This window comes from Paenibacillus mucilaginosus 3016 (assembly GCF_000250655.1).
GTDB lineage: Bacteria > Bacillota > Bacilli > Paenibacillales > NBRC-103111 > Paenibacillus_G > Paenibacillus_G mucilaginosus.
In genome coordinates, this window is record NC_016935.1 from 5,025,611 (window position 1) to 5,039,140 (window position 13,530).

8 protein-coding genes and 1 pseudogene are annotated in these 13,530 nt (G+C 53.3%); 1 reads left to right on the forward strand and 8 read right to left on the reverse strand.

What is annotated here, in order from left to right; genetic code table 11:
* Nucleotides 1-316: 316 nt before the first annotated feature.
* The 7 genes and pseudogenes from PM3016_RS20860 to PM3016_RS20890 form a co-directional block, all read right to left on the reverse strand.
* Nucleotides 317-1,113 (reverse strand): annotated as a pseudogene (locus tag PM3016_RS20860) (formylglycine-generating enzyme family protein).
* 86 nt (nucleotides 1,114-1,199) lie between these two features.
* Nucleotides 1,200-3,512 carry an AraC family transcriptional regulator gene (locus PM3016_RS20865; protein ID WP_014370820.1) on the reverse strand — a complete coding sequence of 771 codons (2,313 nt, stop codon included), beginning with the start codon at nucleotides 3,510-3,512 and terminating at the stop codon, nucleotides 1,200-1,202.
* Nucleotides 3,513-3,622: 110 nt separating this feature from the next.
* A complete protein-coding gene (locus PM3016_RS20870) occupies nucleotides 3,623-6,202 on the reverse strand; it encodes an exo-rhamnogalacturonan lyase family protein (RefSeq protein ID WP_014370821.1) in 2,580 nt (859 codons plus the stop codon).
* A gap of 207 nt (nucleotides 6,203-6,409) precedes the next feature.
* On the reverse strand, nucleotides 6,410-7,993 hold the full coding sequence (locus tag PM3016_RS20875; protein ID WP_014370822.1) for an extracellular solute-binding protein: 1,584 nt from the start codon (nucleotides 7,991-7,993) through the stop codon (nucleotides 6,410-6,412).
* 83 nt (nucleotides 7,994-8,076) lie between these two features.
* Nucleotides 8,077-8,961 carry a carbohydrate ABC transporter permease gene (locus tag PM3016_RS20880; RefSeq protein ID WP_014370823.1) on the reverse strand — a complete coding sequence of 295 codons (885 nt, stop codon included), beginning with the start codon at nucleotides 8,959-8,961 and terminating at the stop codon, nucleotides 8,077-8,079.
* 19 nt (nucleotides 8,962-8,980) lie between these two features.
* Complete coding sequence (locus tag PM3016_RS20885; RefSeq protein WP_238540625.1) at nucleotides 8,981-9,904, reverse strand: ABC transporter permease; 924 nt, start codon at nucleotides 9,902-9,904, stop codon at nucleotides 8,981-8,983.
* A gap of 259 nt (nucleotides 9,905-10,163) precedes the next feature.
* Entirely contained in the window at nucleotides 10,164-10,757 is a 594-nt protein-coding gene (locus tag PM3016_RS20890) for a sialate O-acetylesterase (protein ID WP_014370825.1), read from the reverse strand.
* A 511-nt stretch (nucleotides 10,758-11,268) separates the two neighbouring features.
* On the opposite strand from PM3016_RS20890, the gene PM3016_RS20895 reads away from it, so the two are divergent.
* Nucleotides 11,269-12,393, forward strand: coding sequence for a cytochrome P450 (locus PM3016_RS20895; protein ID WP_014370826.1), 1,125 nt, complete (start codon nucleotides 11,269-11,271; stop codon nucleotides 12,391-12,393).
* A 716-nt stretch (nucleotides 12,394-13,109) separates the two neighbouring features.
* On the opposite strand, the gene PM3016_RS20905 is transcribed toward PM3016_RS20895, so the two are convergent.
* Nucleotides 13,110-13,508 carry a DUF6223 family protein gene (locus tag PM3016_RS20905; protein ID WP_013918510.1) on the reverse strand — a complete coding sequence of 133 codons (399 nt, stop codon included), beginning with the start codon at nucleotides 13,506-13,508 and terminating at the stop codon, nucleotides 13,110-13,112.
* Nucleotides 13,509-13,530 lie beyond the last annotated feature (22 nt).

A 13,530-nucleotide genomic window follows, 5' to 3' on the forward strand; every position in this document is an offset into this window, starting at 1 on the left:
ACTGAACCAGACTGAATCGGACGGAAGAATGCCTTCCGGGTTAAGGGGAATCACCACCGTCCACCTGTCGAACTTCTCTCCCGGCCGCCCGACGCTCTAAGCATAGTTTGGAATCCAATTCCCAGCAATGGGACTTTCTTGGAACGGCAGAACACGAAGTAGCACTTTTATGGTTCTGCAGTACTTTCTGGTCGTGGATACCAGTGAGGCGATTTGGGCACATGAAATCGTCGCCTTCGATCTTCCCTGAGGCAGGCTTCCCCTCGCATGCAAAGAAAGGCCCGGACGGAACCACCGGTCCGTCCGGGCCTTTCTATTAATCGATCTCCATGACAACCCGAAAACCTATGCCGGGTGTTTTGGCGTCAGCTCCGGCAGCGTTGCGATAGGCGGAGCGAACCATTGTATAATCGTCTCCCCAAGCCCCCCCGCGCAGGACACGTGACTCACCTGATTTTGGACCCTGCGGGTCAGCGGCATCCCCTTGGGGATAGGGGGCTGCATACCAATCACGACACCACTCCTGGACATTTCCGTACATATCGTGAAGTCCCCAAGCATTCGGCTTTTTCTGACCTGCCGGATGAGTCGCACCACCTGAATTGTCCCCGAACCAAGCATATTCACCCAGCAGAGATTCATTGTCACCGAAGTCCCATGCAGTGCTCGTACCTGCACGCGCGGCATATTCCCATTGGGCTTCCGTTGGCAGGGTAAACTTACGACCGGTCTTTTCTTGAAGTTTTACAATGAACCTTTGAGCCTCATCCCAGCTGACACTGTCTACGGGTGCTTGATCCCCTTTGAATGTACTCGGATTGTTCCCCATGAGTTCTGCCATTGTTCCTGGGTCACCTCATAGGTTCCCATATAAAACGGTTTTGTGATCGTGACTCGGTGTTCCGGAGCTTCGTCCCCCACTCCTGTATGCAAGGAAGACCCCATGGTGAATGATCCCGGATGGATCAAAACAAACTCCATGGTAACGCCGTGCCCGATATCCATGCTTTCCGTTTGGGATTTAGCAGATATGGAAGGATACAAGTACATCAGACCGACAGAAGCGATACCTAAGATGACCAGACATAGAAGTAGAAAAGACTTCATTTTCATCGTATTGGCACTCCTTTCGCAGCGCCGGGCTGCCGCCGATCGTCCCTGCTTGTTCGAATGGGCCGCTGTCTACCGCGGGCGCAGTCCTAATCTCCCCCGTCCCGCACCAGCTCCCGGAATCGGCCGGGGGTGATGCCCTCGAGCTTCTTGAACAGCCGGATGAAATAGCTGGGCTGGTAGCCTACCCGCAAAGCGATTTCGTTAATCATGGTATCCGACTCACGCAGCAGAGCTTTGGCCTTATCCATGCGAATATGAGTTAGATACTCCGTGAAATTGATCCCTGTCTCCGCCTTGAACGCCTTACTGAGTAAATAGGGCGCTGCACCGACATGCTCCGCACAGCTATCCAGCGAGATGTCCTTTGCATATTCGTTCTGCAAATAGTTCTTGGCCTGCTCAATCATTCTTTTCACTTGTCCGTTGGTCCGCTTTTCGAGCTCCTGCATGTAGGGCTCGATGATATGTTCGTTAAACCACTTCATGATGGAGCGTGTATCCCGGATCTGGGAAAGGGCTTCAAACATATTTTCTCCCTTGGACAGACTGGCCGGATTCATCCCCACTTGTGATACCACATTCAAGATTCCGGCCAGCAGGCGCATCATTCCTTGCTGCACGTCCATTTCTGTAACGCGCTCGGCAGACAGAGCTTCCATAAACAAGGTCAACTGCTGCACAGCTTCCTCCCGTTCTCCTGCCCGTAAAGCTTGAATGAGCTCACGCTCTATCGAGAATGGATAGTTCAGCCCTCCGGTCTCGGCCAGCAGACCAGGCTGTTCCATATCGATGATTTGGCTCTCGTATTCAAAGCTGCGGTAGCGGGCAGTCGATTTGGCGCCTTCGAACCGGGAGCCGATCTGCTTGATATCCTCTGTGGGCGGAGCGACCACCACGGTAGCCTGCATCCGCAAGAGCTCGTTAATTCCGCTGATGAACTCACGGCACAAGGAAAGGATCCGATCTCTGGGAGTAGCAGCCGGTTCGACGACCAGAAGGGCCATGGTTAAATCATGAAAATTAATCACGTAAGTTTGTTCCAGCCGGCTTCCGGCCAATTCCTCAATGATATTGCATGCCGTAAAGGTGACCAGCCCTTCATCGCCAGTATTGAACCGGCCCGCAAGGCCGCTGAATCCGATCAATTCCATATGGACCACGGTAAATACACTCCGGTCGACACGGCCTCCATACTGCCGGAAGCGTTCGATGAGTTCACTGCTGGAGTACCGGTCCAGATATCCCTGGATCAGCTGCTGGACGAAGCTCTCTTTCAGATGCGGCAGCTCATGCTTCAGCTTGGTTTGCAGCGAGGTGCTCTCCCGGTTCAACTCCTGCCACTTCTGATTGATCCATGAAAACTCATCCACACCTTTGCCCAGCAGCTCCGTTCGGTACCCGCTGAGCGTGTGAACCAGCTGGCCAACCGGCGAATAGATCCGGCGGGAGGCCAGCCATGCCATGGAAACCGCGATGACAAGAGCCGCGCAGCTGACGATGATGATCAATTTCGAAATGGAAAGCAGCGGAGCCGTGATCTCCTGTATAGGAGCCGCTGAAATATAAGCCCAGCGGGTGCTGACTTTCGTAAAATGGTCATACGAGACGGAATATTGGCTTCCCTGCCAGTCGAAATAATATAAGCCCGGCTCCTGCTCTCTGCTGCGGATGTCGCGGATCAATTCCTGGATAAAGGCATCGTTCTCTTCCCCGTCTCCCACACGGATGATCGGAGCTCCATTGTCTGGGAAGATCAGCGTTTTGGCGCCGTTATAGGGAGTCAGCGTACCCATCAATTGCGCCAGCTTATCCATGTTAAGCCGAACCAGCAGCAGCCCCACAGGGTCTTTGCTGTTCCCGGGCACCTTCTGGATGATGGTCAGCTGCTCCTGCTTTTGAACCCCCGGATACGTGTTGTTCCAGAAGATCGGACGGTCATGCTGAGGCAGGCGGCCATATTGTTCATTCAGGGCGGATTCGTTCAGCTCACTATACTCGGGGCTAAATCGGATGCTGCCCCGGTTCGGCGACCCCTTCACATAGAGTTCCACATGCTCAATCAGTTCGCTCGAGCTCTGTATGATAAGCAGGGTCTTGGTAATGTCCCAGGCGCGTCCATAATCTTGTCCGAAGTCGGTGCTCCCCAGAGTATAGTTGAACTGGGGCTCGAAGGCCCAATGTCCCAGGGACAATTCCAGGTGAGCCAGCGTTTCGTCAATGGTTTGGGCGCGTTCTTCCATGTTCTGCCGGTGGAGCTGGTGGAGCTCCTGCTCAATTTGGCCCCCGGCACCCCAATACATCAATCCGCTCAGCAAGAGTCCGGGCAGCGTAGCGATCGCAACAATCAGCAGCAGGCTCTGCCGGTAATATTTCGTTCCTTTGGAGAAAAGCTTACCCATCGTATTCACCAGCCGTCTATGTTTTCTTCAGTAGAATACCCCATCCGTATGGAATCAGGCAAGGTTTCCCATTCACGAATCTTCGAACGAAACCATCACCGGCAGTCGGCTTATCGCCTGCTGTACACGTGATCCAGCGAGTCTGCCAGCAGCTCCAGAGAGATGATGGTATTCAAAGACCATTGGGAAGCCTCGTTCGTATTGATCCATTCAATCTCCTGCAGCTCCTCCAAGTGGGTAACCCGTCTTTCGCTCTCCGAAAGGTTCATCTGCCCGAAAGGGTTGTGCAGAAGAATGTGCCAGCAGTTCTCCGCGGTCCGCTGGTCCTCTCTGTGATAGGCCCCGTAAGCCGCAATGCCCGCGCTGAGAACCGGGTGACCCCAGCTCTCGGTTCGAATCTCTCCCTTGGTGATGAGATCCTTCTCTTCCTGCGGAAGATTATAGTAGACGCCGAACTCAGCCAGCATATCCACCCACTCCGGATCACCGAGCATATCCGCGAGTTCGAACCAAACCTGCGGACCGCCCATGCAGATGACCATGTGGCGGCCGGAATTATCCTCTCCCATCGGATAAAGCTTACTGGTTTCAGGGTCATAGCCGTAAGAAGGACCGGACAGCATCCGGTATTTGGCCTTCTTCAAGCACTGAATGCCGGTCAGGATCTTGTCGCGGTATCGCGTATCCTCGAACCGTTCCCAGCGGGTCATCCAATTGGAGCAGAAGGCCGCCCAATCGGGACCGATCCGAAGATGGACCGGATTCTCATCCTTGGGAAAATATGCGCGCATCGGATCCATCACCAGCGTTGAATAATCCGCGTCCTTCACCAAATCGAGCAGGTCGCCAGTTCTCTCGTCGGCCGTCAAATAGTAATAATACCGGTGCAGGCCGGCCATGAAGACCCGGGCCTCCTTACAACCGCAGCCCCAATGAACCACATTGTGCCTGGAGCCGAGACCCTTGAACGGGCCGAAATGGTACGCGTCCACCTCGCTGGTATGCCGCGTCATGGCTTCAGCCAGGCGGAATATGTCAGCACGTCCGGTACGAAGGAAGGTCGTCCATAACCACATGTTCGGCACGAGCTCCGCATTCTGCCAGGCGCAGCCGCCCAGGTCATAGTTCCAGACATGGCGGACCGGATCGTAGCTGTGCATGACATCTCCGAAATCCCAGAAGCCGTACCAATCGCGCTGCACAACCTCTCTCTGGAAGAAGGAGAGTATTCCATCCAGCCGGTCCTCGAGATAGGACTTGGCCGGCGTGCTGCGGTCCGGCAGGCTCCACAAGCCAAAGGCGCGTACGCGGTGGTAATATTCGGGCTCGCAAACCAGCATAGGGGGCTCATTCAGCTCCGCCACCATCTCCTTCAACCGGTCGGTGCCCGGGGCAGCCGGTAATGCCCACAGCGTCAGCTCATTTGTATTGGCAATGCCATATGGAGTGGCGTTCAATTCCTTGAAGCCCTCGTAAGAGGATTCGACATGGGTTTCCGTGTCATAATGCCGCAGGTCCATCGCGGGAACGTCGGGAGACCACAGCCAGAGCGTAAGCGAAGCTTCATCCTTACTCGTGCCTTTCACTTCGATGGCACGGGGATGCTTCTCCCAGAAGTGGCGGAGTCCCGCGCCGAGACCACCGTCCAGGTTTCCTATATAGCCGAGCCCGCCGGCCCGGTGGCCGTCCGCTGCCTTCAGCCAGCAGCACTGCTCCTTCGTCCGTTTCCAGATGCGGTAATGGTCGGAAGCATCCTGCACCAGCTTGTAGTCGTCCCAAGTCGCAGAATCCTTAAGCAGCTCCATGAAATATTCATCTTCCACCGGGTCCAAATCTACCGACTGCGCATGGCACTGGCGCTCGAATAACTCACGGTATTTGCCCTTGGTGCGCCGGGTATGCAGCGTCTTGGGCGATTCGGAGAAAAAGCCCGTGTCTCCCGCGAGGCGGACATGCCGGTTATAGAGCGGGCCTGCCATGGCCACATGAAACGTAATCCCCAGCCCTTTCATGAAATCTTGATCCGGATCCCCGTCGTAGTGGAACGTATGGACGAGACGGATCGTATCCAGACCCGCATACATGTATACTCTCAAAGTAAACGGCAGCCATTCCCGCTCCCCTGCGGCTGCTTGATGAACTCCGTCCAGCCGAATGACCGCCCGGACCGGACCGCTCTGCTCCACACGATAGGAGTGAATCCGGCCGGCAAACCGTTCTTCGCGAATCGATGTACTGCCGATCCCCTCCGTTCTCTCCTCCCGAAGGGCGACCAGCATCCCGCCTGAGCAGACCACCCGGCCGTTCCTTGATATGCTTCTGATCAGCCGGTCTCCCTGCTTGGCAATCACACATTCCGCGACTCCCGAATGCAAGTGGATGCTCTCCTCCGTCTCCATAACGGTGATCTTCTGTTCATCCACAGATGGCTTCCCGACGGAAACGTACAGCTCCTCCCTGTCCTCTTCGCCAATCACTGCGGCATGGGCCGTCCATTTCACGCTGCCGTCCGGCCAATACGCCGCAGGCCAGCTCTGCATGGCAAGCTCTTTGTTGGGCCCCCTCAGAATGAATGGATCATTCCGGTCCAACACTCCTTTATCCCATGGGATCCCCCATGTGATTCCTTGGGGCGAATGACCTGTTGTATCCTGCAGCATATGCAGCCGTACTTTGGTTTCGTTTAACATTCGGTTTCACTCCTCGGGCACATTGTAAACTCGCGTTTTATTGTCTTCAATCGCACTTTCTTGCAGGCAGGAATCGCCTGATAACACTTTCATGCTGCTCTAGGACATTCTAATGGCAGGGCTGCGGCTGCCCAGCAGGCAAAGCCGTGTCAGCCCTGACACGGCTTTGTTTTATTTCTTGTTTTATTTCTTGTTTTATTTCTTGTTTTATTTCTTTGGAGATGCAGCGTACAGCGTGTTCATTTCATTCACGTAATCATCTCCGCCGCTCTTTCTCCAGAGCTCGAAAGCCGCCTTCAGATCCGCCTCGGAGGATTGGCCCACAATGAATTTGATTCGGGCATCGTTGATGATGTTATCGAGCTGCGGACCTTTGAGCGAATACACCTTGGAGATCAGCGGCTCGGCAGGATTCACGACAATATATTGTTCGGCTTCCTCTTGGAGCTTCTCGGTTTTCTGGGAGAGCGGAGACATCGCCTGCTTGCTTTTCAGTGTCCGGTCCTCCGGAATGTAAGTGAGCAATTGACCTAAGCCGGTGAGCTCGGCATCCGCCAGCGTTTTATCTGCAGTCGGTAAGATATAATCCTTTTCCTTGGTATAATGGCGGCCTTCGATCCCCGAATAGAGCAGCGTTTGAATATCTGCCTCATTCGTCTGGTCCAGGAACCCGAGCACCCGCTTCAGCTCGCCTTCCGTTTTCACGGCAGTTTTCGGAATGACGATCATCCCCGCGAAGCCGGAGGTCGGGAGCGCTCTCAGGCCATGCTTGCCTTCCACACCGATCATGTTGTCGACGTAATGCTTGTCCGGATCGTCCTTGTTTTCTTTTTGCAGATTGGCATGGATCTTCTGATCGATCCGTCCGGCCGTATCCGTGACGTCCACAATGACTCCAGCCTGGTTGTTCACCACCGGGTCAATCCACTTGGAGCTGTCGTAGACGGCGAAGTCCTGGTTAATCAGCTTCTCTTCATGGAGCTTCCGCATAAACTTCAATGCTTCCAGGTATTCCGGCGTTTCATGCTCCGGAACCAGTTTCCCGTCCACGACTCCCCACTTGTTAGGTGCGCCGAACCATAGTTTTATCGTATCGAAGCCATACGCGTTTTGACCGGTCCACTTCACCAGCACCATGCCGTACGTATCGTTTTTCCCGTTCTTGTCAGGGTCCTTCTCCTTGAACGCCTTCAGCATATGGTAGAAATCATCGATGGTCTTCGGCGGCTGCAGCCCTACTTGCTCAAGCCAGTCTTTGCGGTAATTGATGCCATTGCGTCCTAGAGCGCGGGTCCGGTAAAGGCCGTAGTTTTTTCCGCCGATCGAGGAGTTTTTCAGGATGATGGGATTGGCTTGACTTAAGTTTTTGTAATCCTTCAGATACGGGCCCACTTCCCAGAACGCCCCGGATTCAACCGCATTGACGAAGCTGGAGCCCTTGACATCGGGCACATACATCAGGCTGGGAAGTCTGCCGGAGGCCAGTGTAATATTGAACTTATCTCCATAAGAAGAGTTGGGAACCCATTCCAGATGGATCTTGGTGTTGGTTCTTTTTTCGATCTCCGCCAGAACGGGAGTGCCGTCCTTCGGGAAATTGGTGTTGAACGACGGAATCATAATGCTGAGCGCCAGAGGAGCGGAATTCTGCTGCTCCGCCGCTGTGGACGGCTGTGCCGGCTGTGCTTCCGGGCTGCCGCTGTCTGCGCAGCCTGCCAGTCCTGTCATGACAAGTGCAGCAGCGGATGCCAGGGAGAGCTTTTTTTTCATTTGACTTTTCATCATTCGCATATGGTGGTAAGCCCCCTTAAGATTTGCTTTCTTTATTGCAGTTTGCGTTCTTTATTGCAGTTTGCTTTCTTTATCGATGTTCTCTAGCCTTTGACAGAACCGATCATGACTCCTTTGGCAAAGTGCTTTTGAAGGAACGGATACACGAGCAGAATCGGAATCGTGCCGACCACAATGACAGCCATCTTGATGGATTGGTCCGGCGGCTTAACGAAGCTTGGGTCCATGTTGTACAGGTCCCCTGCAGCCGATTGGGACAGCATCACGATCTGCCGGAGCATCACCTGCAAAGGCCATTTGGATGGGTCATTGATGTAAAGCAGCGCGTCAAAAAAGCTATTCCAATGGGACACGGCATAAAACAGCGTAAAGGTGGCAAGCACGGGCTTGGACAAGGGCAGCACAATCTTCCATAAGAGCCCCAAATCGGTGCAGCCGTCGATCTTGGCGGCCTCTTCCAGCTCAGGCGGAAGCTCCTGAAAAAAGTTCTTCACGATAATCAGGTTAAAGGAATTAATCGCCCCGGGTAGGATGAGTGCCCACAAGCTGTCCAGCAAATGGAGCTCCCGGATCACCAGATACATAGGGATCATGCCTCCGCTGAAGAGCATGGGAAAGATCACCAGGTTCAATAACAGGTTCCGCCCGACCAAGGCCCTGCGGGCCAGAGGGTAAGCCATGGTTACCGTAAAGAAGAGGTTGAAAGCCGTTCCAACCACCGTAACAAAAACGGAAACCCCAATACTTCGAAGAAGGGTATCGGTCGAAAAAATATATTCGTACGCCGCGAACGTGAAGGTTTCCGGGATCAGGAATACCGCCCGCTCCGTCAATTCCGCATCACTGGCGAAGGACCCCGCAATGATATAGAGGAAAGGCAGCACAGCCGCCAATGCGAATGCACCAAGGAACAGATAGTTGCATGCGTCGAAGATGGTGCCCGAAACCGACTTATACGGTCTTGTCAACGAATTTCCTCCTCCCCCGCTAATATAGCCCGGAATGTCCGAACCTCTTGGCCAGCCAGTTGGTGCCCAGTACGAGAATGATCCCTACGATGGATTTGAACAAACCCACCGCCGTACTGTAGCTGAACGCTCCTTGGGTAATACCAACCATATACACATAGGTATCGAACACCTCCGCCACACTCCGGTTCAGCGGATTGAGCATCAAATAGATTTGTTCAAAGCCGTTATCCAGCACGTTCCCCATCCGGAGAATCAGCAGAATGACGATCGTGCTGCTGATGGAAGGCAGTGTGATATGCCAGATCTGTTTCCAGCGGTTCGCTCCATCCATAATAGCGGCCTCATACTGCTCCACGTCCACCGCAGCCAGGGCAGCCAGGAAGATGATCGTCCCCCAGCCGCACTCTTTCCAGATGGTCTGAAGGATAATGATAGGCCGGAACCAATCCGGCTGTGAGAGGAAGTCGATCTTTTGCCCCGTCCACTTGTACAGGTATTCATTCACAATCCCTCCCTCCGTCGTCAGGAACACGTAGGTCAAGCTCGCCACGATCACCATGGGGATGAAGTGAGGTACATAGATCAAGGTTTGAATCGTCCGCTTGAACAAGGCGAGCCGGACTTCATTCAGAAGCAGGGCCAGGATGATCGGAGCCGGGAAGAAAAACACCATATTTAGAAAAGATAGCATCAGCGTATTGCTCAGCAGCATGCCAAATTCCGGGTTGGCGAAAAATACTCGAAAATGCTCGAATCCTACCCATTCGCTTTTGAAGAACCCTAAGAAGGGCTGATAATTCTTAAATGCAAGCAGGGCTCCCCACATCGGAACATATTTGAAGATCAGAAAGTAAAGTAATCCTGGGATCAGTAAGACATACATCCACTTTTCCCGGCGCATCCGGGTAAGAATACTATGCTGTTGGTCTTTCCCAGTCATACGCGCCGCAGGGATACTGCCTTGGGCGGACGCTTGCTTCAACTACGGTCACCTCCAGATTGTTATTCGCATCGCGAGCGGTGTGACTTTATTATGAAACGGCCCCCAAATTCCGGCAATGAGACATTTTTGTTAGGGATATCCCCGCTAAATGGATCGTTTTATCTACATTCTGCTATGATGTCGGCAAAGTCCAACGCCAAGCTTCGCCAAATAAAAGAGAAAAAGCCGCTCCCAAGAGCGGCTCCGAGGTACCTCTTTATTTCCGCGAAAGATATAGTGACTGACTCTTCGGATCATACAGCTGCGGTTCTTGGTTCAGAGTGATGTGAAGAGCCGTGTTCCTGCCTGCGTCCGCCCCCGTAATGTTATATCCCTTCTGGGTATAATGGAACGGATCTTTCATAAGTCCTTCAGCAGCCATACTCGCAAATCGGGTGGACACCAGCACTGCGTTGGAATACGTCCTGCACAGATCCGTTTGGGCAAGCATGATCTCATCATATAACGTCGGATGATCCCGATGACAACCAATTCGTACGATATAGCACCTTTCAAGCCCGGCAGAAACCATGGCGTCGATCATCCGCTTTAATTTCGTACGATACTCTTCCCCTGCCATGCCATGATCCGCGTCGGTTTCTCCCTGGCACCAAACCATGAACTTATGTTTAATGGTATAGCCGTTGTCTGTGAGCCAGCTTGCTGCGGTGTGATAACGGGATATGGCATCGTTCAAGAATGCCCCGTCCGGCTGCCAGAGGTTAATGGACGTTCCGCCCTTGGAGCAAGAAACACCGATCATCATTCGATTGGTGATAGGGGTGTATTCCATGGCAAAAGCCGAGACCATAGACCCTGTTTTGGTCTCCTCGCTTATCCCGCTCGCTTCATTGTTCTCGTATACGCCGAATGGCTCTGACAGCGGATACAGCTTGGTGGGGTCAGAGAGGCTCTGAATTCAAACGCGGTTCCTGCTTGCACTTTCGGCGCTTCCGAGGCTTCACCTCTGCCTGCCATATTGGATTGGCCCATGAATAGAATCAAGTCTACATTTTGCGCAGTCATAACACATTCTCCTCTTTCCCTAAGATACGGCTGCCCCCACCTGGATAGTTGAGCATGAAGTCTTTATGTCGAAGCTCTTCCATATTATAGCATGGATAACCTGGGGTCATATTCAAAAAAACAGGAAGCAGCGCCGCGGCAGCCTGCTCCTGTTCCTAAAATTTCTATAGGTCAACATGTTGTTATCCTTTCGGGTACCTGAAAGATCATACGTCCGGATAATTATCCTTAAGCGTATCGTCTGCTACGATAAACGGGTAACCCGATTACTCAACTTGTGGGAGGTAGAGAACCGAATGTCGGCTTCAACCGATTTACGATTAAATCCATATCCCTGGTATCAAAAAATGCTCCAGCATTCCCCTATCGTATATAGTGAGCCGTTCGGGGCCTATCTGGTATTCCGGTATGACGACGTGCGCAGCGTATTTCAAGATTACAAGACCTTTTCCTCCGCACTCTATGACGGGCTGTCGACGGAGCTTACCTTCGATAATCAAATTCAAGGCATGGACCCTCCAAGGCATACGCAGTTAAGAGCGCTCGCAGCCCATGCGTTTACGCCCAAGGCCGTCGCCGACCTTGAACCTCGCATCCGCGAGATCGCAGACTATCTGATCGATGCGATGCTGGCCGGACAAGATATCGATTTTGTACAACAATTCGCCGTACCGTTTCCGGTTCGTGTCATTGCGGAGATGCTTGGCGTGCCGGAAGAAGATTTCGACCGGTTCAAGGTCTGGTCGGATATCATCGTTGAAATTTCTGAGCGTCTGCTGACCGGACAAACCGAGGAACTGCCTGAGCATGTCGCCGCCTACAAGGAAATGAAGCAGTATTTCCAAACGATGATCCATCAGCGGAGAGCCGAGCCGAGGAACGATCTGATCTCCCGGCTTGCCGCCGCGGAAGTGGACGGACAGCAGCTGACCGATCTGGAGGCGATCAATTTCTGTTTGATATTGCTTGTAGCGGGAAATGAGACGACGACGAATTTGATCACCAATCTGATCCGCACCTTCGCCGAGCATCCCAAGCAGTGGAAGCTGCTGAGGCAAAGACGGGACCTGATTCCGCAGGCAGTGGAAGAGGTCATGCGCTACCGTACACCGGTGCAGCTCATGTTCAGGCTCGTGACGCAGGAGACGGAAATCTCCGGAACGAAGCTGAAGGCCGGCGACCGGGTCGTCCTTTACCTTGGGGCCGCCAACCGCGATCCCGCCAAGTTCGAGCGCCCCGATACCTTCGACATCACGCGGCCGGCCAGCCCGCATCTTACGTTCGGGCATGGCATCCACTTCTGCCTGGGTGCGCCGCTTGCACGTCTGGAGACCTCGATTGCCCTGCAGGTGCTGCTCGACCGGCTGGATGCCTTCGAGATTCCGCCGGCCGAAGCGTTAGAACCGCTCACGGAGCTTTAATATTCTCGCCCTGCGTAAGCTGCCGCTTGCTGTTAAGGGATAGAACAGTTCCTGCCTGAAGGCCGTGTGGCTGATGGTGATCTATCTTATATGATTATAAAAACAGCGGCAGGCTTGGGGTTCCATCAAGCCTGCCGCTGTTTTATTGTAAGGATAGGAAAATCTCTGCCTGTGTTAGTCCAGAATCGGTTCTGCCCTAATGATATTCTGTCTGATGTGTCCGGCAAACCATTGACCGACAACGGTTATCCTATAAGGTTCACCAACGACCAGCTTGCTTTGTATATCATGGGAGTTCCATTTCCATCGGAGTAAGCTGTCTGTATTGCGAAACGTATGCAAGCTCCCATCTTCGAACCTAACCACAACCCTGTATTTTTCGGATACATTCTTTCCCCGTAAACTAAACCTGCTGTCTTTATTCACGATGGTCACTTCATATTCCGTTGAGGGGATCGCGTTTATTACGTGCATTAGGATGTAACCAATAATGAGAAAAACAATTATAAAAAAGAGAAGAGCTTGGTAAATAAATTTATCTTTATAGAATTTCGTTTTCTTATAGCGGCTGTGTCTCATGATGCTTCCCTTTTCCCCAATAAAAGTATTTCTTCCTCGAAGTACCCTTATTATTTCCATACCAGAGTAGGAATTATCTGTGCATGGAGGATTTGCCCCACTTCTTTGTCCCCCCTTACAGTCATCCCTCCCGCCTGCTACTTACGGGAGCGGGCCAGCGTCAGCCCGGCGAGGACCATGCCGGCCAGCCCCACCACGATGGCCACAATGGCCCCGGCTCGCCCATTGCCCGTGCCGAAACCACCTGGGGTGTTGGCCAGATGCAGCCCGGCGAGGACGATGCCGATCAGCCCCACCACCGCGGCCGCAATGGCCCCGGCCCGCCCGCTGCCGGAGCCGAAACGACCGGCGGAACGGGCCAGAGACAGCCCGCCGAGGACTGCGCTGATCAGCCCCACCACCGCGGCCACGATGGCCCCGAGCCGCCCGGGGGTTAATCCGATTCCGACATTACCGCCGGTCACTTCCGCAGAAGCAATCGATGGCACAAGCAGAAGTGTACCAAGAATTACGAATGAAGCCAGCTTCATTTTCATTTGTATTTCCTCCTCTTTGTTA